Source organism: Paenibacillus plantiphilus (assembly GCF_927798095.1).
GTDB classification, from domain to species: Bacteria; Bacillota; Bacilli; order Paenibacillales; family Paenibacillaceae; genus Paenibacillus_Z; species Paenibacillus_Z plantiphilus.
In genome coordinates this window covers 19,015-44,080 of the sequence record NZ_CAKMMF010000027.1, presented here as the reverse complement: position 1 = coordinate 44,080, position 25,066 = coordinate 19,015, and the positions used below count along the sequence as shown (strand labels likewise).

Annotated in this window: 25 protein-coding genes; 22 read left to right on the top strand and 3 right to left on the bottom strand. The window is 49.7% G+C overall.

The genetic code is table 11. The features are described from left to right. Nucleotides 1-42: 42 nt before the first annotated feature. The 4 genes from L6H65_RS20485 to L6H65_RS20470 all read left to right on the top strand — a co-directional run bounded on the left by L6H65_RS20485 (nucleotide 43) and on the right by L6H65_RS20470 (nucleotide 5,923). Entirely contained in the window at nucleotides 43-1,479 is a 1,437-nt protein-coding gene (locus L6H65_RS20485; RefSeq protein WP_236344546.1) for an ABC transporter substrate-binding protein, read from the top strand. Continuing rightward, the gene (locus tag L6H65_RS20480; RefSeq protein WP_236344544.1) at nucleotides 1,476-2,822 is read left to right on the top strand and encodes an ABC transporter substrate-binding protein; all 1,347 of its coding nucleotides are present in this window, start codon (nucleotides 1,476-1,478) and stop codon (nucleotides 2,820-2,822) included. The genes L6H65_RS20485 and L6H65_RS20480 overlap by 4 nt, the downstream gene beginning before the upstream one ends. A gap of 321 nt (nucleotides 2,823-3,143) precedes the next feature. Further along, a complete protein-coding gene (locus L6H65_RS20475; RefSeq protein ID WP_236344542.1) occupies nucleotides 3,144-4,580 on the top strand; it encodes an ABC transporter substrate-binding protein in 1,437 nt (478 codons plus the stop codon). Next, nucleotides 4,577-5,923, top strand: coding sequence for an ABC transporter substrate-binding protein (locus tag L6H65_RS20470; protein ID WP_236344539.1), 1,347 nt, complete (start codon nucleotides 4,577-4,579; stop codon nucleotides 5,921-5,923). The genes L6H65_RS20475 and L6H65_RS20470 overlap by 4 nt, the downstream gene beginning before the upstream one ends. Nucleotides 5,924-6,064: 141 nt before the next feature. Here the strand turns inward: L6H65_RS20470 and L6H65_RS20465 are convergent, their stop codons facing one another. Next, a complete protein-coding gene (locus tag L6H65_RS20465; protein WP_236344537.1) occupies nucleotides 6,065-7,234 on the bottom strand; it encodes an ROK family transcriptional regulator in 1,170 nt (389 codons plus the stop codon). Between the two features lie 256 nt (nucleotides 7,235-7,490). On the opposite strand from L6H65_RS20465, the gene xylA reads away from it, so the two are divergent. From xylA to L6H65_RS20435, 6 genes are all read left to right on the top strand, one after another. Further along, a complete protein-coding gene (gene xylA, locus L6H65_RS20460) occupies nucleotides 7,491-8,804 on the top strand; it encodes a xylose isomerase (RefSeq protein ID WP_236344535.1) in 1,314 nt (437 codons plus the stop codon). Between the two features lie 13 nt (nucleotides 8,805-8,817). Then, nucleotides 8,818-10,314 (top strand): xylulokinase, encoded by a 1,497-nt coding sequence (gene xylB / locus L6H65_RS20455; RefSeq protein WP_236344533.1) that lies wholly within the window; start codon nucleotides 8,818-8,820, stop codon nucleotides 10,312-10,314. 501 nt (nucleotides 10,315-10,815) lie between these two features. Then, nucleotides 10,816-11,517, top strand: a complete 702-nt coding sequence (locus L6H65_RS20450) for an ABC transporter ATP-binding protein (protein WP_236344530.1) — start codon at nucleotides 10,816-10,818, stop codon at nucleotides 11,515-11,517. 14 nt (nucleotides 11,518-11,531) lie between these two features. Beyond that, entirely contained in the window at nucleotides 11,532-12,812 is a 1,281-nt protein-coding gene (locus L6H65_RS20445) for an ABC transporter permease (protein ID WP_236344529.1), read from the top strand. A gap of 80 nt (nucleotides 12,813-12,892) precedes the next feature. Next, nucleotides 12,893-13,297, top strand: a complete 405-nt coding sequence (locus L6H65_RS20440; protein WP_236344528.1) for a hypothetical protein — start codon at nucleotides 12,893-12,895, stop codon at nucleotides 13,295-13,297. A gap of 307 nt (nucleotides 13,298-13,604) precedes the next feature. Continuing rightward, the gene (locus L6H65_RS20435; RefSeq protein ID WP_236344527.1) at nucleotides 13,605-14,228 is read left to right on the top strand and encodes a hypothetical protein; all 624 of its coding nucleotides are present in this window, start codon (nucleotides 13,605-13,607) and stop codon (nucleotides 14,226-14,228) included. 76 nt (nucleotides 14,229-14,304) lie between these two features. Here L6H65_RS20435 and L6H65_RS20430 read toward each other — a convergent pair whose 3' ends face one another. Then, nucleotides 14,305-15,576: a BaiN/RdsA family NAD(P)/FAD-dependent oxidoreductase gene (locus tag L6H65_RS20430; protein ID WP_236344526.1), complete on the bottom strand. Its 1,272-nt coding sequence runs from the start codon at nucleotides 15,574-15,576 to the stop codon at nucleotides 14,305-14,307. A 282-nt stretch (nucleotides 15,577-15,858) separates the two neighbouring features. Here L6H65_RS20430 and L6H65_RS20425 point away from each other — a divergent pair, with 282 nt between their 5' ends. The 10 genes from L6H65_RS20425 (at nucleotide 15,859) to L6H65_RS20380 (ending at nucleotide 22,291) form a co-directional block, all read left to right on the top strand. After that, nucleotides 15,859-17,508 (top strand): two-component system sensor histidine kinase NtrB, encoded by a 1,650-nt coding sequence (locus tag L6H65_RS20425; RefSeq protein WP_236344525.1) that lies wholly within the window; start codon nucleotides 15,859-15,861, stop codon nucleotides 17,506-17,508. An 18-nt stretch (nucleotides 17,509-17,526) separates the two neighbouring features. Next, on the top strand, nucleotides 17,527-18,192 hold the full coding sequence (locus L6H65_RS20420; protein WP_236344524.1) for a hypothetical protein: 666 nt from the start codon (nucleotides 17,527-17,529) through the stop codon (nucleotides 18,190-18,192). Between the two features lie 134 nt (nucleotides 18,193-18,326). Next, complete coding sequence (locus L6H65_RS20415) at nucleotides 18,327-18,476, top strand: hypothetical protein (protein ID WP_236344523.1); 150 nt, start codon at nucleotides 18,327-18,329, stop codon at nucleotides 18,474-18,476. Nucleotides 18,477-18,491: 15 nt separating this feature from the next. After that, the gene (locus tag L6H65_RS20410) at nucleotides 18,492-18,911 is read left to right on the top strand and encodes a DUF3905 domain-containing protein (protein ID WP_236344522.1); all 420 of its coding nucleotides are present in this window, start codon (nucleotides 18,492-18,494) and stop codon (nucleotides 18,909-18,911) included. 100 nt (nucleotides 18,912-19,011) lie between these two features. Then, the gene (locus tag L6H65_RS20405; protein WP_236344520.1) at nucleotides 19,012-19,446 is read left to right on the top strand and encodes a BrxA/BrxB family bacilliredoxin; all 435 of its coding nucleotides are present in this window, start codon (nucleotides 19,012-19,014) and stop codon (nucleotides 19,444-19,446) included. An 11-nt stretch (nucleotides 19,447-19,457) separates the two neighbouring features. Then, nucleotides 19,458-20,267, top strand: a complete 810-nt coding sequence (nadE, locus tag L6H65_RS20400; protein ID WP_236344518.1) for an NAD(+) synthase — start codon at nucleotides 19,458-19,460, stop codon at nucleotides 20,265-20,267. A gap of 48 nt (nucleotides 20,268-20,315) precedes the next feature. Further along, nucleotides 20,316-20,834 (top strand): GNAT family N-acetyltransferase, encoded by a 519-nt coding sequence (locus L6H65_RS20395; protein WP_236344516.1) that lies wholly within the window; start codon nucleotides 20,316-20,318, stop codon nucleotides 20,832-20,834. Nucleotides 20,835-20,860: 26 nt separating this feature from the next. After that, complete coding sequence (modB, locus tag L6H65_RS20390) at nucleotides 20,861-21,523, top strand: molybdate ABC transporter permease subunit (protein WP_236344617.1); 663 nt, start codon at nucleotides 20,861-20,863, stop codon at nucleotides 21,521-21,523. A 28-nt stretch (nucleotides 21,524-21,551) separates the two neighbouring features. Next, complete coding sequence (acpS, locus tag L6H65_RS20385) at nucleotides 21,552-21,950, top strand: holo-ACP synthase (protein WP_236344514.1); 399 nt, start codon at nucleotides 21,552-21,554, stop codon at nucleotides 21,948-21,950. Between the two features lie 65 nt (nucleotides 21,951-22,015). Then, the gene (locus tag L6H65_RS20380) at nucleotides 22,016-22,291 is read left to right on the top strand and encodes a hypothetical protein (protein ID WP_236344513.1); all 276 of its coding nucleotides are present in this window, start codon (nucleotides 22,016-22,018) and stop codon (nucleotides 22,289-22,291) included. Between the two features lie 47 nt (nucleotides 22,292-22,338). Here the strand turns inward: L6H65_RS20380 and L6H65_RS20375 are convergent, their stop codons facing one another. Next, nucleotides 22,339-22,716, bottom strand: coding sequence for a c-type cytochrome (locus L6H65_RS20375; protein ID WP_236344512.1), 378 nt, complete (start codon nucleotides 22,714-22,716; stop codon nucleotides 22,339-22,341). A gap of 197 nt (nucleotides 22,717-22,913) precedes the next feature. Here L6H65_RS20375 and L6H65_RS20370 point away from each other — a divergent pair, with 197 nt between their 5' ends. Beyond that, the gene (locus L6H65_RS20370) at nucleotides 22,914-23,786 is read left to right on the top strand and encodes an AraC family transcriptional regulator (protein ID WP_236344511.1); all 873 of its coding nucleotides are present in this window, start codon (nucleotides 22,914-22,916) and stop codon (nucleotides 23,784-23,786) included. Further along, on the top strand, nucleotides 23,783-25,048 hold the full coding sequence (mutY, locus tag L6H65_RS20365) for an A/G-specific adenine glycosylase (RefSeq protein WP_236344510.1): 1,266 nt from the start codon (nucleotides 23,783-23,785) through the stop codon (nucleotides 25,046-25,048). The genes L6H65_RS20370 and mutY overlap by 4 nt, the downstream gene beginning before the upstream one ends. Nucleotides 25,049-25,066 lie beyond the last annotated feature (18 nt).

The window sequence follows — 25,066 nt, the reverse complement described above, 5'->3', positions numbered from 1 at the left end:
GATTGGAAGAAAAGATAATTAGCAAAGGCGGGATTCGAAGCGGTGAATGTGAAGAAAAGAGGGGCGTCATTCCGCATAGGGATGGTCATTCTAATCATTGTTGTGCTTGCAGGCGGAGGCTGGTTGTTCCGGGGTGAGCTGAAACAGCTGCTGGGCAAGGAATCAAATTCCGATATACCGGCAGCTCTTGGGGATAGCCCCATTGGGGGCGAGGATATCGAACTGGTCGTTCATACATCAAACTACAGTAATTTTGAACATCAGCTGGAGAAGCCCTTTATTATTCGCCATCCATCGGTACGAATTCGTATGGCAACGGCATCTGACGGGCTGGAGAATGACCCGGAGAAATTTATGGAATGGATGGACAAGGAGAAGCCAGATGTGCTGCAGCTGCCATTTAAGCTGTATATGAGGCTTGCTATGGAAGGAAGGCTGAAGCCGCTGGAGCCTTATATGCAAGAGAGCGGATTCGATATGGAGGCGATTCATCCTCCAGTCGCTGAGCTGCTCCGCGAAGCAGGTGGTGGAGCGCTTTATGGCTTGACGCGCGGGTTCTCATCCGCTGCTCTCTATGTGAATGAGGAACTGTTTCAAGCGCATGGTATTCCGGTTCCGGAGGCAGGCATCAAGCTTGATGAGATACTGCAGCTCGCAGCGAGATTTAAAGGAACGGGTACATATGGCCTAGCCGCAGAATACAGCGATCCGTATTACCTCGTGAATTCGATTGGCGAGGCTTCAGGCTTGCGGGCTTTATCTGCGAGCGAGGGTCAATTAAAGGCAACAGTCCAGTCCTCGGCATGGGGAGGGATATGGCAGCAAGTAAGCGATGGTATTCGGGAGAAATGGATTGCAACGCCGAGGCCGCGTGGTGAAGGCAACATTATGATGAAGGACCTGGCGAAGCTTGACATCTTTGCACAGGGAGAGGCGGCTATGAAGATTGATTACAGCGGCTTTTATTATGGAAATTTGCTGTCGTTTGAGAAGGAAGCGAATATCAAGCTGAAGTGGTCTACGATCCCCTTCAACATCACTTCTGCAGTTAATCAGTGGAAGTATCTCACCACAGGTATGATCTATGCTATAAATGCTGATTCTCCGAATGGAATGGCAGCATGGGAGCTCATTCGGTTTGTGAATGGCGAGGAAATGGTGAAGGGCTCAGATGGGGGCCAGGAATGGGGCTCGTCCGTATTGGCGAGACGTTCAAGTATGGAATTACAGCAAGAGGAGAAATGGGGAGCATTCTATAAGATGACAATAGATGCTCCTAAGGCAATTGGGGACCTCAAGCGGAAGACCACGGAACAGGAAGCTGCGATAGAGCAACAATTGAATGAGCTTGCCAATGAAAGGATGAAATCTGTTATCGAAGGCGAGATCACGGTGGAGGAAGCACTGGCTGAGCTGCAGGAAGCTGTGCAGACTGCCATAGACGAAGCGAAGCTTAAGGAAAGAGGGGAGCAGCCTTGAAGCGATTCAGCTTGAAACCGATGTTCACTTTTCTATTAATGGGATTATGCATCATTATTGCAGGCGGCTGTTCTTCGGCTGTTGTAGAAAAGACCGAGCTTACAGGATCAATAAAGGTAGTTGTGGATTTTAAAGATGTCTATGATTACAATTATGGAAACTATTTGGAGGAAGCGTTTCCTGATCTGGAGATTGAAGTGATTGAGTTCGATCCGGAACGAAAAGGTATGTCGGACGAACAGCGGAGGGCATTCATAGAGAAAGAGCAGCCAGACTTGATTCTATCATGGAATTATTATGGTTATAAGTCGCTTGCGAGCAGCGGATTGCTGGAAGAGCTGTCCGTACGAATGTTGGATAGTGATATGAAGGAAGAGGAGTTTCATCCAGGGGTAATGGAGCTCCTCAAGATGACGAATGATGGACAGTTGTATGGAATGGCGCCGACTTTTACAACATCGGTTCTTTCTTACAATGCGGATCTGTTCGATAAATATACCATTGATCCGCCGCATGATGGCATGACACTGCCAGAGGTATTGGAATTGGCAAGCCGTTTCACGAAATCAGGCAGTCAAGGGGATGGCATTGTTGGATACCATCTGCCGTACAGCAGCAAGCCTTCAGACCATCTGAAGAGCTTGTCCGCCAGCGAAGGCATTCAGAGCTATAGTTTGGGGAGAGGGCAGGTTACCGTGAACACTCCGGCATGGAAACGAGTGTATGAAACAGTCGTCGAATTGTACGAGAACGGGACCTTTCTGCTGCAGGATGTGAAGGGGGAAGTGAGGGATGGAACGACATATTTCGGTCCCGAAGCCGCAGCTGAAGCGGATTTATTCAAGAAAGGAAAAGCTGCTATGACTTTATCCCAGTATGGTCAGTATGATGAGGCCGAATTTAAGACAGGAGCGGTAACTCCGCCAGTAAGTTCTGCAGACCGAAGCAAAACCAGTCATATGTATGTAACCAATTTGATGAGTATTAGAAAAGGCTCTTCGAATGCAGATACGGCTTGGGAGCTCATTAAATTCATGCACAGCGACTATATGTCGAAGGTCAAATCGAAACTTGGAGGCATCGGTTTCTCCAGCCGCCGAGGGGATAATCAAGATGATCTGGTTGCCAAGCTCTATGAGCTTCAACCTGTGGTGCTGCGGATCGAAGAATGGGGTGGGGGTTTTAACTATGGGAATGACAATGTATTTAAGGACCATTTCAAGGAGTTGGAAGATCGTGAGCTAATCGCGGTGCTGCAGAAGGAGAAATCGTTGGACGAAGCGATAGAAACCATACAGACTGAAGGCCAGGCATTAATGGATGCCGCACGAGCAGCTAAATAGGGAGCCTCCATTCAAGAAAGCTAGGTTGCCAGTGATGATTAGCAATATTAACTTTCGTTCAATTCATATAGACTATAAAAATAAGAGCAAATAGATCGCATCCGATTCCACGAATGCGGTCTGTTTGGCTGTGGTTCTACACTGGTGGTGGCAATAGCTTGTACAATTACGAGCGCGCTGCTGTTGGATAAATATGGATTTTGAGAAACCAACAGAATTTTGGACCCGAACATCACAAGTTATTGTAACTTTTTCCATATATAAATCGTCTTGATAGAGGTTGATAGAAAAAATAATTAGCAAGGGGCGGGATTCGAAGCTATGAATGTGAAGAAAAAAGGGGTGTCATTCCGCACAGGGATGGTCGTTCTAATCATTATAGTGCTTGCAGGCGGAGGCTGGTTGTTTCGGGGTGAGCTGAAGCAGCTGCTGGGTAAGGAACCCGATTCCGATATTCCGGCAGCTCTTAGGGATAATCCCATTGCGGGCGAGGATATCGAATTGGTCGTCCATGCATCATCATACAGTAATTTTGAATTGCAGTTGAAGAAGCCTTTTATTATCCGTCATCCATCGGTACGAATTCGTATGGCTAAGGAATCTGGCGGGCTGGAGAATGACCCTGAGAAATTCATGGAATGGATGGACAAGGAGAAGCCGGATGTGCTGCAGCTGCCCATTAAGCTGTATATGAAGCTTGCTTCGGAAGGAAGGCTGAAGCCGCTGGCGCCTTATATGCAAGGGAGCGAATTCGATGTGGAGGCGATTCATGCACCTCTTGTTCAGTTGCTTCGCGAAGCCGGAGGCGGAGAGCTCTATGGCTTGACGCCGGAGTTCAGATCCGCTGCTCTCTATGTGAATGAGGAACTGTTTCAAGAGCATGGCATTCCGGTTCCGGAGGCAGGCATCGAGCTGGATGAGGTGCTGCAGCTAGCGGCGAGATTCAAAGGAACGGGTGCATTTGGCCTTTTCGCAGATCACAGCAATCCGTATTCACTCGTGAAAACGATTGGTGAGGCTTCAGGTTTGCAGGCTTTATCTGCAAGCGAGGGTCAATTAAAGGCAACAGTCCAGTCCTCGGCATGGGAAGGGATATGGCAGCAAGTAAGCGATGGTTTTCGGGAGGAATGGATTGCAATGCCGAAGCCGCGTGGTGAAGGCAGCATTCTGATGAAGGATCTGGCGAAGTTTGACATCTTTGCACAGGGAGAAGCGGCCATGATGATTGACGATGACGGTTATTATTACAGCAATTTGCTGATCTTTGAGAAGGAAGCGAAGGTTAAGCTGAAGTGGTCTACGATCCCCTTCCACATTACTTCTGCAGCTAATCAGGGGAAGTATCTCACCACAGGCACGATCTATGCTATAAATGCTGCATCTTCGAATGGAAGGGCTGCTTGGGAGCTCATTCGGTTTGTGAATGGCGAGGAAATAGCAAAGCGGACAGATCTGGACCCTAATCGGGGCTTGTCCGTATTGGCGAGACGTTCAAATATGAAATCACAGCCCGAGGAGTATTGGAAGGCATTCTATGAGATGGCAATCGATGCTCCTCAGGCAATCGGAGACCTCAAGCGGAAGAGCATGGGACAGGAAGCTGCGATAGAGCAGCAATTGAGTGAGCTTGCCAGTGAAAGGTTGAAATCTGTCATCGAAGGCGCGATGTCTGTGGAGGAAGCGCTGGCTGAGCTGCAGGAAGCTGTCCAGACTGCCATAGACGAAGCGAAGCTTAAGGGAAGTGGGGAGCAGCCATGAAACAATTCAGCGCAAAACCGAAGTTCTCTTTTCTTATAATAGCGTTATTCATGATTATTGCAGGCGGCTGTTCTTCGGCTGGTGTGGATAAAACCGAGCTTACAGGATCGATAAAGGTAGCGGTTGTTTCTAAAGGGACCTTTGATTACCATTATGGTGACTATTTGGAGGCGGCTTACCCTGATTTGGAGATTGAAGTGATTGAGTTCGATCTGGAACGTAAGGGAATGTCGGTGGAGCAGTACATAGCAATCATAGAGAGAGAGCAGCCGGATTTGATTCTGACACCGACTTATTATCTATATAAGTCGCTTGCCAGCAGCGGATTGTTGGAAGAGCTGTCCGTACGAATGCTGGATAGCGATTTGAAGGAAGAGGAGTTTCATCCAGGAGTAATGGAGCTCCTGAAGAGGACAAATGATGGACAGCTGTACGGAATGGCGCCGATTTTTACAACATCGGTTCTTTCTTACAATGCGGATCTGTTCGAGAAATATGCCATTGATCCGCCGCATGATGGCATGACGCTGCCAGAGGTATTGGATTTGGCAAGCCGTTTCACGAAATCAGGCAGTCATGAGGATGGCATCGTTGGATACCATCAGCCGTTCAGCAGCAAGCCATCTGACCATCTGAACAGCTTGTCAGCCAGCGAAGGTATTCAGAGCTATCATTTAGGAAGAGGACAAGTTACCGTGAACACACCGGCATGGAAGCAGGTGTATCAAACCGTCGTCGATCTGTACGATAGCGGGACCTTTCTGCTGCAGGATGTGAAGGGAAAAGTGGTAGATGGTACGACATTTTTCGGTCCCGAAGCCGCCGCTGAAGCGGATTTGTTTAAGAAAGGAAAAGCTGCTATGACCGTATCCTCGTATGGTCAGTTTGATGAGGCCAAATTTAAGACAGGAGCGGTAACGCCGCCAGTAAGTTCTGCAGATCGAAGCAAAACCAGCCATATGTACATTAACAATTTAATGAGTATTAGAAAAGGTTCTCCGAATGCGGATACGGCTTGGGAGCTCATTGAATTCATGCACAGCGACTATATGTCGAAGGTCAGATCGAATCTTGGAGATGTCGGTTTCTCCAGCCGCCGGGGGGATAATCAAGATTCTCTGGTTGGCAAGCTCTATGAGCTTCATCCTGTGGTGCTGCAGATTGAACTATTGGATGAGTTCATTATGTCTGATAGGGCGGGTACATTTATGAATCAGTTCAAGGAGCTGGAAGATCGTGAATTGATTGCGGTACTGCAGAAGGAGAAATCGTTGGATGAAGCGATAGAGACCATTCAGACTGAAGGCCAGGCATTAATGGATGCCGCACGAGCAGCTAAATAGAAAGAACTATTTCAATCGACTTACCTGCAAAAGTAAATCAAAAAAGCAGAAGCTACCGAGACCGCATCCTATTCCAGGAATGCGGTCTATTTTTGACTGAGGTACTGTACTAGTGACAATAGCTTGGCGCAGAATTGCGAGCTATTCACCGTTCTTCATCTTGCCTAAGAAGCGGTTAATCGCATAATAGGCTGCTCCACGGACAGCGGACTGGTCGCTGAGCGCAGCAAACAGAATCTGCATGCCGTTAAAATGTTGGGAGAGCGTGCGGCGGGCGACTGTCTCTTGTATCGCTTCACTGATCCATGCTGCGGCCCGGCTCATACGGTTCCCGATGATGACGATCTCGGGGTTGAAAACATTAACGATGTTAGCGATTCCCACGCCCAGGCTTGCGCCGATTTGGCGAAATAATGCCAGCGCCTTTTCTTCACCTTCTGCTGCGCCTGCCAGCAGATACTCCAGATTGCTGTAACCTATTGCGGCGGCCTGTTCGAGCAGTGCGTTCTCAGAGGCGTACAGCTCCCAGCAGCCTTGGTTGCCGCAGCGGCAAGGCTTCCCGTTATAATCAATGGAGAGATGGCCGAGCTCGCCGGAGAATCCGGCGGCGCCTTTATACAGCTCCCGATTCAGAATAATTCCTGTCCCGATGCCTATGCCGACACTGACATAGATTTGATGGTTGTAAGGACGGCCTGCACCGTACTTCTGCTCGCCCTGTGCGCCCGCATTAGCCTCATTATCAATGGTGACAGGCACGCCGAAAGTGTCCTCAAGCATGCTCTGCAGTGGGACTCTCTTCCAACCCAGATTAGGCGCAAACAGGATTTCCCCCTGATCATCGTTAACAATTCCAGGCACGCCGATTCCAATGCCGACAAGGCCATAAGGGCTGTCCGGCATAGCTGCGATTAAGCTGTTTATGCATGCTGTCAGCTCTGGGAGCACATCTTGGAGCAATTGATTTGCAAGTGGTATTTCATATTCCTCAAGGACCTTCCCCTCCAGATCAGTGAGAACCCCGCGAATATAATTCACGCCCAAATCGACGCCGATGGCATATCCAGCGCTGCTATTGAACAGCAGCATAACAGGCTTGCGGCCGCCACTGGATTGGCCTGGCCCATTCTCTACAACCAGATGCCGGTCGATGAGATCCTGAACCAGGCTGGATACAGTCGCTTTATTCAAACCGGTATGCTCCGAGATTCGAGCTCGCGACAATGGAGCATACTCAATAATGGATTCAAGCACGATTGCTGTATTCATCATTTTGATCATGGCCAGATCGCCAGTAGTTTTGGATTTCATAAGGCTGCATGCTCCTTCTAGTCATGAATTAAATGGTTGAACAGCTGCAAGGCTGCACAGCTATATGGCTGCGCTCAAATGCCCATCCGAACACACACTTAATGCACAACGGATACTCCATAAAGTATATCATAAAACTTACTTTGTTTAATAGACAAACTAAGTTGATGTATGCTATGCTACGGACATGAACAGATAAGACAACGTTTACAAACTTCGGTTCCACCTTCAAACAACTAGAGGAGGCTGCTGTCAAATGAGCTATTTCCAATCAATCGGCAACATTCAATATGAAGGCAAAGGGTCAGACAATCCACTCGCATTCAAGCATTACAATCCATCAGAGATTATTATGGGCAAAACAATGGAGGAGCATATGCGCTTCGCTGTTGCCTATTGGCATACATTCACGGGTTCGGGATCTGACCCTTTCGGGGAAGGCACTTCATCCCGGACTTGGGATCATTCCGATGCTATGGATACGGCAAAGGCGCGGGTTGAAGCGAATTTCGAATTCCTCGACAAGCTCGGCCTGCCATACTACTGCTTTCATGATCGCGATATAGCTCCAGAAGGCGCTACATTGCAGGAAACAAACCGGAATCTTGATGTTATCGTTGAATTGTTGGAGCAGCATATGCGGACATCTGGCAAAAAACTGCTGTGGAATACGGCGAATATGTTTACGAACCCCAGATTCGTGCATGGCGCAGGCACGACCTGCAATGCGGATGTCTACGCGTATGCTGGCGCACAGCTGAAGAAAAGCTTGGAGATCGGCAAACGGCTCGGAGCCGAGAACTATGTATTCTGGGGCGGGCGCGAAGGCTATGAGACGCTGCTCAACACAGATATGGCTTTTGAATTGGACAATCTGGCCCGTCTGTTCCATATGGCAATTGCTTACTCCAAGGAAATCGGATTTGATGCCCAGTTCCTGATTGAGCCTAAGCCTAAGGAGCCATCGAAGCATCAATATGATTTTGACGCTGCAACAACGATAGCTTTCTTGCAGAAATACGGCTTGCATAATCACTTCAAGCTTAACCTTGAAGCGAATCATGCAACGCTGGCGGGCCATACGTTCGAGCATGAAATTCGTGTAGCTGCAATTAACGGCATGCTGGGCTCCCTGGATGCGAATCAGGGTGATCTGCTGCTCGGCTGGGATACGGACGAATTCCCGACAGACCTGTATGCAACTACGCTTACGATGTATGAGGTGCTCAAAGCTGGAGGACTGGGCAAGGGTGGTGTGAACTTTGATGCCAAAGTTCGCCGGGGCTCATTCGAAGATGAGGATCTGTTCCTCGCTCACATCGCGGGTATCGACAGCTATGCATGGGGCTTGAAGGCAGCAGCGAAGCTGATCGAGGATAGAGTGCTCGATGGAGTTGTGGAGCGCCGTTACCGCAGCTTCAATGAAGGTATTGGAGCTGATATCGCTGCTGGCAAAGCGACGCTGCATACGCTGGAGCAATATGCGCTGCAGAATCTTCCCATCAGGAATGAATCCGGGCGTCAAGAGCGCATCAAGCTCATCCTTAATGAAGTCATTTTCAGCGTGTAGAGGAGGGTCTGACTTGTCCTGCGTAATTGGAATTGACTTAGGCACGAGCGCGGTCAAGGCGCTGCTTGCTGACTGGAGCGGGGATGTATTAGCTGAAGTGTCGCGCAGCTATCCGATCTTTCACGAGCATTCCGGCTGGAGCGAGCAGCAGCCTGACGATTGGGTTGCAGGAACGCTTGAGGCGCTGCGCGAGCTTGTGGAGACAGCGAATATATCAGCTGATTCTATCGAAGGAATCAGCTTCTCCGGGCAGATGCATGGACTGGTGCTGCTGGATGAAGCAGGCAATCCGGTGCGGAACGCAATCTTGTGGAATGATACAAGGACGACAGCGGAATGCCGCGAGATAGAGCAGAGGCTTGGAGATAAGCTGCTGGCGATTACTCGGAATCCAGCTCTGGAGGGTTTCACCCTCCCTAAGCTTCTATGGGTGCGCAAGCATGAACCTTCCGTATTCGCGCAAGCATCGCTGTTCCTGCTGCCGAAGGATTATGTCCGCTACCGATTAACGGGAGCGCTGCATATGGATTTTTCAGATGCGGCAGGCACGCTGCTGCTTGACGTGGCGAGCAAGACTTGGAGCGCGGACATACTGGCTGCAATGGAGCTGTCTGCCGCTATTTGTCCGCCGCTTGTTGCTTCGCATGATTACGTCGGCACGCTGCTGCCTGAGCAGGCTGAACGTACGGGCTTGTCACCAGCAACAAGGGTGTTCGCGGGAGGCGCTGACAATGCTTGCGGCGCAATCGGCGCCGGCATTCTGCAAGAGGGACTTACGATGTGCAGCATTGGCACATCTGGCGTAATATTAACCTGCGAGCAGGACAGCGACAGCGACTATGCGGGCAAAGTGCATTTCTTCAACCACGGCAAGGAGGAAGCATATTATGCCATGGGCGTAACACTCGCCGCTGGCTACAGTCTTAGCTGGTTCAAGGAAACCTTCGCTAAGGAGGCATCTTTCCAGGAGTTGCTTGCCGGAGTTGAATCAGTTGCACCGGGCTCCAACGGCCTTCTCTTCACACCTTATCTGGTAGGTGAGCGGACACCGCATGCGGATGCTGTCATTCGTGGCAGCTTTGTCGGCATTGATGGATCGCATGAGCGGGTTCATTTTGCCAGAGCGGTTATGGAAGGCATCACCTTCTCATTGAATGAATCCCTGGATATTTTCCGCAGGTCCGGCAAGCGGATCGGCACGATTGTCTCTATTGGCGGTGGTGCGCAGAACCCGGTCTGGCTGCAAATGCAGGCCGATGTTTTCAATGCGGAAATCGTAGCGCTTGAGCATGAACAAGGACCTGGGCTTGGTGCGGCAATGCTTGCTGCGCTAGGCTGCGGCTGGTTCGAGAGCTTGGAGGATTGCGCCAATGCCTTCGTCAAACGCGCTTCACTTTACAAGCCTCAGCCAGAGGCGGTGGCTGCTTATGCTGGGCTGTTCCGCATTTACCAGCAGGTATATGAGCAGACCCGCGAGCTGAATGAATCGCTTCAAGCTTATAGAGGTTAAGCAAGAGGAAACACTGCATGACCAAGAAAAAACATCATCCAGGAAAAATGACCACGAGGCTGTCCCAGATAATGCAGTTTTATTATGCATTATCTAGGACAGCCTTGTATTTTGTACAGGATTCTAAGGCGCTTAGGCCATCTGTAAGCTTGGTTTTCCGTCTTACGGCGAAGATGAATCTAGTTTGAAGAGCTGTAAGGGGGTTTTTGCGCTTTAAAGCGGAGTTGAGTGGTTCTTGCCAGGCTAATCACGAGCTTTAACGAGGTAAATCCGTCTTACAGCGAAGATGAATTTAGTTGGAAGAGCTGTAAGCGGATTTTTCCGTTTTACAGCAGCAGCTGTGCGTATTTTTGAAGTTTCGCGCCGTTAATTGTGCAGGGGCAGAACTGATTTTTGAAGAAGCGCTTTCCGGAAGCAATGGAACTTTCAACCAATAAGAGTCGTATACATCGTAGACATCAGACAATATACAGTTCAATTGACGGGAGTTGTGCGATAACGATGAATGTGTTGACTGTTGATATAAAGAAGGCGGGATATGCGGAGCATAGCCCAGTTATCAGGGATGTTTCGTTCACCATTGGAGCCGGTGAGCTTGTCGGTTTGATCGGGCCCAATGGGGCAGGCAAAAGTACAACGGTTAAATCTGTTCTTGGCCTGCTCAAATATGTTGACGGCTCAATAACATTGGGCGGCGAGAATGGCAGGTATGCTTATGTGCCGGAGCAGCCGGTACTGTATGAATATTTGACATTGTGGGAGCATCTGCAGCTGGCGGCCGCTGCCTATGGTCTGGATGAGCGAACATTCGCGGAGCGGGCGGAGAAGCTGCTGTTGCAGTTCCGATTATCGGATGACAGGCATCGTCTACCGGCTGGCTTCTCCAAGGGCATGCAGCAGAAAATGATGCTCATTATCGGATTTATACTGCAGCCGGATATTTATGTTGTGGACGAGCCTTTTGTCGGACTTGATCCACGGGCAACACGCGATTTCCTTCAATTGCTGGAATTGGAGAGGGAGCGCGGGGCAGGTATCCTTATGTCTACTCATGTGCTGGATACTGCCGAACGCATCAGTAGCCGATTGATTCTCATTGATGCCGGATCCATTGTCGCGCAAGGAACGCTTGATGAGGTCAGAGGTCAGGCAGGCTGTGCTGCTGATGCGCCTTTATTCGATTGTTTCTATGCGTTGACATAAAGGGGGATGCGACGATGGCTGCGCGCAATTCAGAGGGAGTCGGAATGGAAGCGGCATGGACAGTGGAGAAGCTGTATCGCCGCCGGGTGTTGAGATATTGGAGAGAGCAATGGCGGGTATGGCGGGTGGCGCTCGACTGGACGGTATGGATCTATATCATTTTGCCGCCCTTGATTATTGGAGGCGGGTTGTATTTGGAGCTGTGGACAAAGCAGCCGGAGTGGCTGGTTAAGCTGCCTCAATGGATTTTCGAGCTGCTGCCATTCATTGCGGTTGTAGCTGGGCGGATGAGAACCTTCGTCGAAGAAGCGGATGTGCTCTTCCTGCAGCAGCAGCAATCGTGGAGCAGAAGGATCATCATTTACAGTGTGTTCTATACAGCAGGGGGGCTGGTTCCTCTATGTGCTGCTCTGTACGCGCTGGGCGCTCCATCATTAATAGGGATTCATGGTCTTGGCATCGGAGAAGCAAGCATACTTTGCTTATTCACAATCATATGGGCGCTGATCGGTGCAATATGGCGCAATCTCATTGATGGAAGATATCGTGGCTGGCGCAACGGGATGTGGAAGCTAGGCTCAACATTCGTGCTGGCTGTTACATACTTTAGTTCGACATATCTCATTGGAGAAAAATATGGCTGGCTACTGCTCCCGATCTGTCTGGGCACGGCTGCAGCAGTCGTTTTGACACGGATGAAGCTCCGCGTTAAGGGAGGATTTGAAGTCGATGTGCAGCAGGAGCATGCAGCAAGGCTTGCAGTTACTCAGTTCCTGCTCATGAATGTGATCGAACGCAAGCCCAGCATGAAATTGAATCGACCTATTGTACTGCGGGCCTCGAAGCGGCTGTTCAAACGATTCGATGGCGGGACGCTTCTTGCCGAGATGAGTTTGAAGGTAATGATGAGACGGCTGGGATTGCTGAGACTGTACCTCGGCTTTGCAGGGGTTTGCCTCATGAGTATCGTAATATCGCCAGCAATATTGAAGCTTATTCTGCTGTGCCTGCTCCCTATTCCATTGTTCGTTTGGGTGCAAATGCATTGGCGCAGTGTTGTTGAGGAGGATTTCGTATCCCAATTTCAGTGGAAGGATTCAGAGCTGCCTCGCTCAGCAGAAATAACTCGTTTATGGCTCGTTGCGCCGATTGTCTGCTTGTTGGGACTAACAGCAGGCTTTCAGCTATGGGGTGCGCCAGGCTTGCTGCTCGCACTGCCTGCGGCTGTTGCCTGGTGGGGGCTTAACAGATTGTTGTATCCCATCATTCTGTTCAACAAGAAGAAGAGCCAATAGTGCATGTGTTTGATTCTGGAAGGGCAATCTATCTGTAATACTCGGTGGAAAATGAAAAACCGAAAGGATGGTCCTCTCCCATGTCAAAGGATACTGCGCTGCTCTTTCAATTTGCCGATACCGCTTCCGCTTCGAGCGCAGCGGAAACGCTGCAAGAACTAGGCTATGAGGCGATAAACAATGAAGTCCAGAAGGTGCATGTGCATCTGCAGAACGGCGATCTGACCTCTGCTCTCGAAATTGTGCAGGCATATGGCGGCTCGCTTATCGGTCAATCCGCAATTCACGAGGCGGGTGATGCTATGATGGTGGATGAAGCCTATGGTTTGGATGCCATTCCAATTCCGGCCCATATTGTGAACGAGGACTGGATTGCGCAGGAAGAGAACACTCTGCACAACCATAATGACGATGCTCCGGGGCAGGAGGATTTCTTGCCGGATAATGGAACGTATAGTTACTTCTCCGGCGATGTACATACTTGAGTAGAACGTGGCAATCTGGCAGTCAGGGACGGATATTGCAACCCTGTTCAAAGGCGATTCCCTTAGCACCAAATTAAGGGAATCGCCTTTGAATCGTCTGCGCCGCGCCGCTCCCAGCGCGCGATGGGGCGATGCGTGTCGGCTGTCAACCACACTCGTATCAGGCCATGCGAGGCAGTGCCATCAAGTGCCATCATTCCTCTCTTCGTTCAATAATGATATAATAAGTATTCCTTAAAATGGTTTATATTTACACTGTATTGTGATAATATTTATCCTATTACACAATGGGAGTAGGGGATGCGGTTTGAGAAAAGTTTATTTGGGTATGTTTCTTTTTCTATCCATGCAATTATTAATAGCATGTAGTGGTGTAGATGAGTCGGGATTGGATAACTACTCAAAAGCCCTTAAAGGCTCTAAGGTGGCACGTTACTTCGAGGATGGGGTGAAATTTGAACAGATTAAAATTAAAACGACACCTACTGGCTATAAGTTCTATAAATATGAAATTCAAGCGAATGTCAAGGAGTCGTATGAAGAACTTATCGATGAGAAAAAGTATGATACGTTGATCAGTGCATTCAGAACCGTTTTGGAGGTTGGCAGACAATTTGATTGTGGTAAGGAAGACATATGTACGATTGATAGAATAAGCTTTATTAGGAATGAGAACTCCTATGTACTTTCTGGAGAAGAGACGTTTTTCCTAGAGCATATGAAGATGACGATAAACGGTAGGCCGTATGAAGTCCCAAACATGGTGGGAATGACTGAAAGTGAGGTTCGGACAGCACTTGGCGAACCAGATGCTATTTTGGAAACGGAATCGGATATCGAAGGCGACAAGCGGTATAGATGGTGGTATAAGAATAAGGGCTATTTGTATTTTGCCTATGACGAGGTGCAGCGAGTAGCATTCAAGGATTAAGTGAGTAATCGAATACACATTCATATGCCCGCTTGCAGGCTGGATGCAGGAAAGCTAAACGATGACCCCAAGCTTGTTAGCCTGGGGTCATCGTTTGTTCTGCGGCGCTTCTACCCGCAGAGTACCCTGTTGTAAAAGCAGCAGTAATGTTGTACCCGCCCGTATATCCATGAATATCAAGGATTTCTCCACAAAAGTACAATCCGTTCATGAGCTTTGACTGCATTGTTTTTGGGTCGATTTCTTTAAGATTCACGCCGCCGCCAGTAACGAACGCTTCTTCAATGGAGAGAGTCCCATTCACTTCAATCGGGAATGCTTTTACAGTCTTTGCCATCTCCATCCACGCTTGTCTCGGAATGTTGTCAAAAGTAGTTTCTTCTTTTAACTCTGCGATCTTGAAAATTAGAGGGAGCATTCGCTCAGGCAAGTAGCCCTTCAGGACATTTTTTATTGCCTTCTTGGATTCGTTATTTGCTAGTTGATACGTTTCGTTGAAAACGTCATCTACGCTTTTCTTCGGAAGCAAGTCCACCGTAACCATCACGGATTCAACTTGGTTTTGCTTAATGATCTTCACTACGAACTGACTGCAACGGAGAGCAATCGGACCGGAAATGCCAAAGTGAGTGAAGATCATATCACCTTCATGTTCGACTACCCGCTTCCCTTTAGCATTCCAGACAGAGAGAGTTACACCCCGAAGGGATAGCCCTTGCAGCTCCTTACTTCGAATAAAAGATTGTTGCGATGTAAGCGGTACTTCAGTTGGGAAGAGATCAACAATTGAATGCCCTGCTCTCTCAGCCCAAGCATATCCATCACCAGTTGAGCCAGTGTGAGGGACAGACTTTCCGCCAACGGCGACAATGACAGTGCTGCTCTTAATGACTTCACCGGTTTTAAGTTTTACGCCTACAGTTTGACTATTGTCGTAAAGCACTTCTTTCACGGGGCAGTTAACTCGAATTTGGACGCCTTGGGAACGAACTTTGTTGATAAGTACATCTACCACAGTTTTAGCTTTATCGGAGACAGGGAACATGCGTCCGTTGTCTTCTTCTTTTAGCCGAATTCCCATACTTTCGAAGAATTGTACAATGTCATTGTTGCTAAAAGCAGCCAGGGCGCTGTACAGGAAACGCCCGTTACCAGGAATGAACTTTATCAGCTCATCAAGCTCCTTGGCATTGGTTACATTACAACGTCCACCACCAGAGATGCCAAGTTTACGCCCTAGCTTATCACCTTTGTCCAAAAGAAGCACTCTAGCTCCTTGCTCACTTGCCGAAATGCTCGCCATCAAGCCTGATGAGCCAGCGCCTATTACAATAACATCATACTGCAACTTTCATCTTCCTTTACCTTAAGGTTATACAAATCATAGCATTCTGTTCAGCAAAATAACATCACGCTCATGCCAACGCGGCAATAATGCAATGAATTCCCATTTGCAAGCGGACGGTTCATGATTAGAATGCAGTGAGCACGGGGGATATGAGGAAGAGGCTTATCCGGTTGAGATTCTTTTATTGTAAAATTTTTACGGCTATGTTTTAATCGGATTAATAATAGGAAATCACCTTTACGAATGGGGGGAGATGAAATCTTAGCGTGGAAGCAAGCGTTATTGCAATTTTTAATCACTTTATTGCCGGTATTCACCTTCCAAATATGGTTTGAACGAAGCACTGGAAGGCATCGCAACATCCCGTTCATGCTTTCAGTAACAGCATGCATCACATTGCTAATCAGCATCTGGACAGCTATGGACATCGATGGAATTCGTCTTGATTATCAACTGGCCATTGTGATTGTGGGTTCGTTGTATGGCGGAACCATGGTCATGGGCTCGTTAGCGAGCATTTATTTACTGTTCCGGCTTATCGGCGTAGACGGGTGGTGGGACTGGCTGGAGCTTATCAGCTTCGCGGCCATCTTCCTTCCATTGTTGTATTTGTCTCTCCTCCCCTTTTTTCTTGGGAGCAGGAAACGCAAGCAGCAAATCGCCTTCTTATTAATGACAGTCGCCAATTTGATTACGATGGGTTCATATGTCAGTCACAGCTGGTATGCATGGGAGTCGGCTTCGACACCCCAATCAAACTTCTGGTTGCTGCTGCAGGGCATCAGTTATTATGCAGTGGTCTGGCTTCTCGTTTTCCTAACCGAGAATTATATCGAGAGGCAGACATTGGGACATGAGCTTAAGGTAGTTTCAGCCAACTATCGCAATGAAGTGCAGAAGCTGCAACAATTTATTGAAGAAACGCCGCTAAGCGTCATTATCGTCGATCATCATGGCGACATTACTCATATTAATGAAATGGCGATTCACAGCCTGGCGCCAAGCCTGTCTTCAAAGGATAGAGCGGGGCTGCTCGGTCAATCGTATACGGTTCTATGCGAGGGAAGTGTACAGGATGCTCAGAGCAAATTGTTGTCTCAAGCGCTGAGAGGACACCCAACCTCCACGGAATTTGTGCAGGATAGAGAAAAGATGTACTTGAAGACAGGGATAAGCCTTCGTGATGAGCAGAGTGATACGGTGATCGGAGCTGCTATTATTTGTCATGACATCACAGAGCTAAATCGATTGCGAGACGAGATTGGCCGAATGGAGCGTCTTAGTCTCGTCGGTCAAATGGCAGCGAGCATTACGCACGAAATTCGTAATCCGATGGCTGTTATTAGAGGTTTCGTCCAACTGATGAAGGAGAGAAGTCCTGATCATCAACAGGAATATTTCCGAATTGTTATGGATGAGCTTGATCGTGCGAACGCTATTATTAATGACTTTCTGTCGTTGGCACAGAATCGGGTTATTGATAAGCACAGCGGCTCCCTGCACGATATTGTCAATGAGATGCTGCCGCTGCTATGGGCCGATGCGAATATGCGCGGACAGTCCATCGAGCTGGAGCTGGCTCCTGAGATCAAGTCCTTTATGATGAACGGCAAAGAAATGAAGCAGCTCATATTAAATTTGGCTCGCAACGGCATGGAGGCAATGGATGGGACAGGCGTGCTGCGCCTATGTACGTTCGACTATGAGGATCGTATAGAGCTGCATGTTATGGATAATGGATGCGGCATACCAAAGGAGAAGCAGGAGAGGCTGTTCGAGCCTTTCTATACGACGAAGACGCGGGGGACCGGCCTGGGGCTGCCGCTCTGTCTCAGCATTGTAGAGAGACATGGCGGCGAGATTCATGTAGAATCAACTGAAGGAGTAGGTACAAACTTTATCGTATCGTTCCAATACAAGACAGAGAATTAGAGACGAGGGGGTATTGGGATGCCCGAACTTATTTCCGTTGGTTCCTTGCGATTGGATGGCGGGTTGCTCGCTGCTTTTTTATCCGTTTTTGCCGGTTTGACAGCGCTTGGCATATGGATAAAGAGTTCCAAGAGCACACGCGGAGGACCGTGGCTTGATCTCATGATCAACGCTTCGGTTATAACCGTTGTCGGCTGGAAGCTGGCATTTCTGCTGCATGATCCGACTATGCTGTGGGAGCGGCCCAGTTCAATACTCATTGTGCGTGGAAGCTTCTCGGATTTGCTGATAGGGATTATCGCTGCTTCGCTCTATCTGGTCTGGGCGCTGAGAAGAAAGCGGCTTTCGTGGCTGAAATTTTTTGATGCACTGCCATTCGCAATACTTCCTGGTTTTATAGTATGGAATGCGATTACGGCTTTTCCATATCGGATGGTGTACATGGTCTTATTCGTTGTGCTGTATATTGTGCTTCTGAGGTCTCAGGAAGCTGGCGCTCCTGGAACTGGAGATGCGATGCGCATGTTTCTGATTGGCATCGGATTCGGAGGACTTACAGTCAGCTTGTTTGCCGTATACCCTCAAGGAACATGGCCAGAGCTTATACTGGGACTGACGATGCTGCAATGGTGTCTCATCGGATTAGCCGTTCTCGGCGCATTATGGCGCAAGCAGGGCGGATAGCGAGATGAGCTGCGGTGCAATAGGAGTGGAAGCAGGGCGGATAGCGAGATAAGCTGCGGTGCAATAGGAGTGAAAGCAGAGCGGATAGCGAGTCTAGCCTCGGCGCATACTAGCATTGGAAGGAGGTGCTAGTTGTGGGCGTGAATCTGACGAAGCAAGCTATCGGCTCCCCTTCGGCTTCGAATCCGGAGGCGGCGCGAAGCAATAAGGATCGAGACGGCAAGGCGCCGGAATCGGCAGGGTTTGACAAGAAGCTGGACGGTCCGAACCGACCTTCGATATAAGGGGCGAATGCTTATATGGACGAACAATGGCAGCATTCATCGGACAACGAACAATCGCTCCGCTCCCATCATCGAGGCCCCAGAATCGGTGGGGATGATCCGGAGCTGGACCCCTATGAGATTCAATTTCTTCCGAACTTCCGCTCCGGGCGCGGTCCTAGAGGGCCTTTCATCAACAGCAGCGGTGTTGTGATCGGCGACCATATGTATGAATCGCCTCAATCACCGCTCAGCCGCTGGAGTGAAGAGACTGATCCGGCTGTCATGTCCGGCGACCAATGGGTGCACCCGTTCAAGGATATCGGATTCTTGAGCAGCGAGAATCGGGATTATTTCGAGAAGGGCATTCCGCCTCAAGGGGGAGTGTTCATGCATCCTGATAAGGATGTTTCCTATGGAGCAGGAGATGATTTGTCCGAAGGGAAGCAACAATGAGAGCAGCTGATGCGTATCGTGTCGGCTGCTTTTTCTTTTGCTTTCATTTTACGCGAGGGGTATAATGGGGTTAAAATATAGCCAATTGGAGTGATTATACATGTCAATGTCATTTGAACGATATATGCTGGATATGGTACAGCCGATGCGCGATGATCTGACCCGTCTCGGTATTCAAGAATTGCGCACGCCGGAAGAAGTCGAGGCCAAGCTGCCGGGAGCGAAGGGAACTGCGCTTGTCGTTGTCAACTCCGTCTGCGGCTGTGCTGCTGGACAATGCCGGCCTGGTGTTGCTCAAGCGCTGCAGCATGATCTGACGCCAGACCATCTGTACACCGTATTCGCTGGTCAGGATAAAGAAGCTACCGCGAAGGCGCGTGAATATTTTGCGCCGTACCCGCCTTCCTCCCCTTCCATTGCTGTTATGAAGGATGGCGAGCTGGTTCATTTCATCGAGCGCCATCAAATTGAGAACCGTTCGGCTGCTGATATTGCTGCTGACTTGACAGCTGCATTCGATCGCTTCTGCCGCTAAGAGGTGATGATATGAGCTTGCAGAATGAAATTATTGCACGTCTTGGCGTTAAGCCGGAGATTGAACCGGAAGCGGAGATACGCAGGCGTGTCGATTTTCTTAAAGACTATGTGCGCAAATCCGGTACGACAGGCTTGCTGATCGCGATTAGCGGCGGCATCGACAGCGCTGTGGCTGCTGGACTTTGCAAGACAGCTACGGATGAGCTGTCTGCTGAAACCGGTCAAGAGTATATAACATTGGGTGTGTTCCAGCCTTATGAGGAGCAAGCGGACATCTCGGACAGCTATGCGGTTGCGGAGGCTTTCAAGCTTCAATATCGCGTCGAGACCAATATTGGCGAAGCCGTGAATGAGATCGCGCTTGAGGTCGAGCATGGGTTCAAAGCAATCGGCAAATCCCGCCATCTGAGTCGTGGCGGCAAAGGCAATGTGAAGGCGCGCACTCGTATGGTGATGCAGTATGCCTTGGCGTTTGACCTGAATTTGCTTGTTGTCGGAACAGATCACGCATCTGAGGCGATTACCGGCTTTTATACCAAATGGGGCGATGGCGCAGTTGATGTTACGCCGCTCAGCTCTCTGAACAAGCGGCAGGTTCGTCAGCTGGCTTACGCTCTTGGCGTACCGCAGACAGTTCTGGATAAAGCGCCGTCTGCCGGGCTATGGGAAGGCCAAACCGACGAGAACGAGCTTGGCATCAAGTATGACGATAATAGCGCTTATTTGGAAGGCAAAGAGATTAATGCTGAAGTCCGGGAGAAGCTGGAGAAGCAATATCTCAAAACAGCTCATAAACGCGATCCCATTCCTGGGATTTAGCCACCTGAAGTCGCCCTTCACCTCATGCAAGGTGAGGGGCGATTTTGCATGAATACGAATAAAATTAAGAAGGCGGGTTGGAGATTGGATCTTCGAATAGCTCGAATACCCCAAGAAGACAAAGAAACTCTTCATCATTTAATGCAATTTTATATGTATGATTTCTCCGAATTCATGGATGCCCACGTTGAAGATGACGGATTGTACAGGAAGTATCCTAATCTGGACGATTACTGGGTCGAAGTGAACAATCGATTTCCTTATATGATCAAGCTGGAGGGCAAGTTAGCGGGGTTTGTGCTGGTCAGGTACATAGAATCAGAGGATAGAGCGGCTTATTTCTCGATTGCGGAGTTTTTCGTTATGAAGAAATATCGACGATTAGGGCTAGGCAAAGCCGCAGCCATTCAAGTATTCGAGGCACATAGAGGAAAGTGGGAAGTTTTTCAACTGGAGAGCAATGTTCCCGCACAGTTGTTTTGGACGGATGTGATTAAACAATATACGTCGGGGAGCTTCACAGATCGAATGGAGCAAGCTAAGCGGATTCAGGAGTTCATCAGCTAACAGACGGGGGAAGGGACTGATTAACGATAGACTGGCAAGCATTCCTATCACCTATTGTATTATCGCTCCAAATAGCGCTTGCAGCCAGTGTTATTGTCTTCCTGCTCTCCGTGGCTGCTGCGAGATGGATGGCGAGTGTGCGCTATCCTGGAAAAAGCGTCGTTGAGACGCTGCTGCTGCTCCCGCTCGTTCTGCCGCCCACAGTGGTCGGATTTCTACTGCTGGTGCTGTTAGGTCGTCGAAGCTGGATTGGACAAGCCTACGAATGGTTGTTTAATGCTCCAATTGTTTTCACATGGGGGGCGGGAGTTGTGGCTGCGGTCGTGGTCTCTTTTCCGCTTGCATACAGGACAATGCGACTTGGCTTCGAATCGGTCGATAAGGAGCTGCAGGACTCTGCCCGTTCCATAGGCGCTTCGGAATGGCAGGTGTTTCGATTCGTAACGATGCCGCTTGCCTCACGCTCGCTTATAGCAGGCTATATTCTCGGATTCGCCAGGGCGCTTGGTGAATTCGGCGCAACATTGATGATAGCGGGCAATATTCCTGGTCAGACACAGACGATGCCGACAGCCATTTATATTGCTGTTGAATCAGGAAACAGGATGCTTGCCTGGTACTGGGCAGCGGCCATGATTGCTATCTCATTCCTGATGCTCATGCTTGCCAACCGCTATTCCAAACCATAGAAGTACATAAATGAGAGGGGGGAGAAGCATGATTATCGGCATAGGCCATGATATAACATCGCTCCCCAGGATGGAGAAGCTGCTGGAAAGCAGTATTAGCGAGCGTTTCATGGAGCGCATACTTACGGATGGTGAGCTATTGCTCGCAAGAGGGGCGATGGGAAAGCGGCTTATTGAATTTACAGCCGGGAGGTTTGCGGCTAAGGAAGCGGTGTCCAAAGCTTTTGGCTGTGGGATCGGACGGATCCTTTCATTTCGAGATATTGAGGTAGGAAGGAATGAGCAAGGGAAACCGATCTGCCAGCTGTCGGACGGGGCGTGGGAGAGGCTCGGCTTGAAGGCGGGAGCAGCCGTTATCCACGTTACGATTACACATGACGAATCCATTGCTTCGGCATTTGTCGTTGTCGAACAGACATTGCTATAATCCCATCACCATTTGACCATACTCAGAATAGAACAATAGGTGATACTGAGGATGGGGTGATGTTCTTGAGAAGGATGACAGCGGGCGGAGCGGTGAGAAGGCAGTATCCGAGCGGTCAAAGCGTGCCATTCGACGGGATGTATGTAGATTCATGGGGCGTCCGACTGCCGCTGCTGCAAGGCGAGCGGCTTCCGTCGCACCGGATAATGGGCGCATCCAAATGGCTGTATGATGGACATTTGTCCTCGGGATTGCCGGCAGCAAGAGTTAATCGGCCGCCATCGCCAGGCAGACACCAACAAGCGCGCCGTGTTCTGCATGACGGCGGTCGGTCGACATAGGCAAGGGCTGGATTCAGGGTTCATTGCCACTGAATTCAGCCCTCTTGTTATTTTTTATCAGCGAGCCAGGTTGCGAGCCCCTTGACTTCCTCTTCCGTCAATCTGGAATGGTAGCTCGGCATGCCGCCTCCGCCTTCATTGATCTGTTCTGTGATCTGATCGACAGTCCGGCGCGCTCCAACCTTCGTCAAGTCGGTAGTGGGTCCCATTTTGCCTTGAAGATCAGTGCCGTGGCAGGATAAACAGTTGGATTTGTACACTTCCATAACCGCTTCGGGTCCATCCAGCTCCGGGGATGAAACAGAATTCGGCGACTCGCCGCAGCCTGCCAGCAGAAGAACACCGGCCAATGCCGCCATTGCAAACAGATACAGATGAGGCTGCCTTCGCTTACGACGCTGAGCTGTTGAAATTAGTTGGTTCATCGAATGACCTTCTCTCTTCATGGTTATTGTCGCACCGCATCAGACCAAAGCTTTTTGTTTATAGCTATATTATAAAATGTTCCAATTCGACATTGCAACCGAACTTAACTCCCATATCCTTTTTGCAGGAATGTCCGTATAATAGAAAACAGGTATATCAATTGGCAAGATACATACTACGATGATTGGGAGCTGCAATGAAACCTACATACAAGACGATCATCCAAAATTACTTTCACCGATTTCAAGCAGAGGTTTCGATGGCGGCTTTCTCAGCTAAAAAACCTGGATTTATAGAGGAAGAGTCTCCGGATTATTACCGGCTGTGGTTTATACGAGAAGGTGAAGGCTGGCTGGAATACAATGGCCGGCGATACGTGGGCAAGCCAGGGCATCTATTTCTGCTGCCTCCAGGAGCGAAACAAATTTATGGCAGCGAGGAAGGCAAGAGCGTAAGTTTATACTGGTGCCATTTTCGCTCCTCTATCGGAGATAACCAGATGTTTGAGCTGCTGCAGCTGCCTGTTCTGGTTGAACCACAGGAGAGCGAGTACTTAGAATCCATGTTTCTCAAAATGATTGAGGCCTTCCGTTCCACTGCGTTCACCCGCAAATTAAGAATAAGGGCTGCTCTGCTGGACATTATGGCTAGTTATTTGGAGCTGTGCGATCTTAGCGATCAGGTGTTTCAAGGCATTGAATCATTGGATAAGATTGACCGCGTGCTGGAATACATCGAACTTCATCTATCCGAGAACATTGGGGTGAATGAGCTCGCGAGGCTGGCTTATTTGCATCCGAACTATTTTATTAGCGTGTTCAAAAATGTTGTCGGCAGCGCGCCGATCCAGTACGTCAATTTGCGGCGTCTGGAAATGGCCAAACAAATGCTGGAAGGGACCGATGACAGCGTCTCAACCGTTGCCAAAAGTGTGGGGTTGCAGAACCATTATCTGTCGCGGCTGTTTAAGCAGCATATGGGGCTGTCGCCGAGCCGATATCGTCAAATTTACCGTGCTGCCCCAATAAAGGCACAGCCAGCAATCAAAGGAAGTGAAGTGCAGCCATGACAACGGAAGCTGCCAGCTATTTCAGCAGCGAGCTGCTCGGCTGGTATAGAGGCAACAAGAGGGATTTGCCGTGGCGATTGAATCGCGATCCTTACCGGATATGGGTGTCTGAGGTCATGCTGCAGCAGACGAGGGTGGATACGGTCATTCCTTATTATGAACGGTTCATGGAGAAATTTCCGACTGCTGCTGCGCTTGCGGCTGCGCCGGAGCCAGAGGTGCTCAAATGCTGGGAGGGACTCGGCTATTACTCCAGAGCACGCAATTTGCAGACCGGAGCGCGCGAGGTGGTTGAGCGGCATGGCGGCGCCGTGCCTGATGACAAGGAAGCCGTTTCTTCGCTAAGAGGTGTAGGGCCTTATACGGCAGGAGCGATTATGAGCATAGCCTTCAACAAGCCGGAGCCTGCGGTGGACGGCAATGTGATGCGTGTTCTGTCACGGTTCTTCTGCCTGGAGGATGATATAGCGAAGCCTGCGACAAGGGTGAAGATAGAAAAGCTTGCAGCAGCGCTCATTCCTGAGGGCGCAGCCGGAGATTTCAACCAGGCATTAATGGAGCTGGGCGCCTTGGTATGCACACCCAAATCGCCCGGCTGCCTGACTTGTCCGGTCATGCTGCACTGCGAAGGCCGCATGGCTGGCAAGGAGCATGTGCTGCCGATCAAGACGAAGGCCAAGCCGCCTCGTCCGGAGACGCGCCTTGCTGCACTTGTCGTCGGCAGCGGCGAGCATGCCGGCAAGGTGCTCGTGCGGCAGCGGCCAGCAAGCGGCCTGCTTGCGCAAATGTGGGAGCTGCCGCATGTTCTTGCGCCGCAGGCTGGCGAGGCTGCCGCGCAGAAGGCGGCTGCTGGCTGCGGCCGCAAGCGGGCCCGGGGAGCGCAGCTATCGGTGAGCGGCAGCCAGCGGTCTGGCGGCGATCCGGCGCAGATGGACCAGTTGTGCCGATTGTTGGCACAAGAGGAAGGGTTGCTGATACGCCCAGTGAGCTGGTGGGGCGAGACGGAGCATATTTTTAGTCATATTATATGGGATGTACAAGTGTATCAGGCGGAATTCGGTTTTAGACTGAAGGATGGGGAGCCGCAGACGGCTTTGGATCAGACTCAGGCTGCGGAATCGCTTGTTCCTTATGAGATCGATACAGGAAGCAGTGAGCTTCCAACCAATTACAGATACATCGGCGTGGAGGAAATGAGCGAGCTTGCGTTTCCAAATGTTTTCTTGCGCATATTAAGAGATTATTGGGAACTGACAGAATAGAATGATAGAGGTGGAGAC

What these genes read in the sequence shown, in the direction of transcription:
- L6H65_RS20475 (WP_236344542.1), top strand. Translation starts at nt 3,144, where the DNA reads ATGAATGTGAAGAAAAAAGGGGTGTCATTCCGCACAGGGATGGTCGTT.
- L6H65_RS20470 (WP_236344539.1), top strand. Translation starts at nt 4,577, where the DNA reads ATGAAACAATTCAGCGCAAAACCGAAGTTCTCTTTTCTTATAATAGCG.
- L6H65_RS20465 (WP_236344537.1), bottom strand. Translation starts at nt 7,234, where the DNA reads ATGAAATCCAAAACTACTGGCGATCTGGCCATGATCAAAATGATGAAT.
- xylA (WP_236344535.1), top strand. Translation starts at nt 7,491, where the DNA reads ATGAGCTATTTCCAATCAATCGGCAACATTCAATATGAAGGCAAAGGG.
- L6H65_RS20450 (WP_236344530.1), top strand. Translation starts at nt 10,816, where the DNA reads ATGAATGTGTTGACTGTTGATATAAAGAAGGCGGGATATGCGGAGCAT.
- L6H65_RS20445 (WP_236344529.1), top strand. Translation starts at nt 11,532, where the DNA reads ATGGCTGCGCGCAATTCAGAGGGAGTCGGAATGGAAGCGGCATGGACA.
- L6H65_RS20440 (WP_236344528.1), top strand. Translation starts at nt 12,893, where the DNA reads ATGTCAAAGGATACTGCGCTGCTCTTTCAATTTGCCGATACCGCTTCC.
- L6H65_RS20420 (WP_236344524.1), top strand. Translation starts at nt 17,527, where the DNA reads ATGCCCGAACTTATTTCCGTTGGTTCCTTGCGATTGGATGGCGGGTTG.
- L6H65_RS20410 (WP_236344522.1), top strand. Translation starts at nt 18,492, where the DNA reads ATGGACGAACAATGGCAGCATTCATCGGACAACGAACAATCGCTCCGC.
- L6H65_RS20405 (WP_236344520.1), top strand. Translation starts at nt 19,012, where the DNA reads ATGTCAATGTCATTTGAACGATATATGCTGGATATGGTACAGCCGATG.
- nadE (WP_236344518.1), top strand. Translation starts at nt 19,458, where the DNA reads ATGAGCTTGCAGAATGAAATTATTGCACGTCTTGGCGTTAAGCCGGAG.
- L6H65_RS20395 (WP_236344516.1), top strand. Translation starts at nt 20,316, where the DNA reads ATGAATACGAATAAAATTAAGAAGGCGGGTTGGAGATTGGATCTTCGA.
- acpS (WP_236344514.1), top strand. Translation starts at nt 21,552, where the DNA reads ATGATTATCGGCATAGGCCATGATATAACATCGCTCCCCAGGATGGAG.
- L6H65_RS20375 (WP_236344512.1), bottom strand. Translation starts at nt 22,716, where the DNA reads ATGAACCAACTAATTTCAACAGCTCAGCGTCGTAAGCGAAGGCAGCCT.
- L6H65_RS20370 (WP_236344511.1), top strand. Translation starts at nt 22,914, where the DNA reads ATGAAACCTACATACAAGACGATCATCCAAAATTACTTTCACCGATTT.
- mutY (WP_236344510.1), top strand. Translation starts at nt 23,783, where the DNA reads ATGACAACGGAAGCTGCCAGCTATTTCAGCAGCGAGCTGCTCGGCTGG.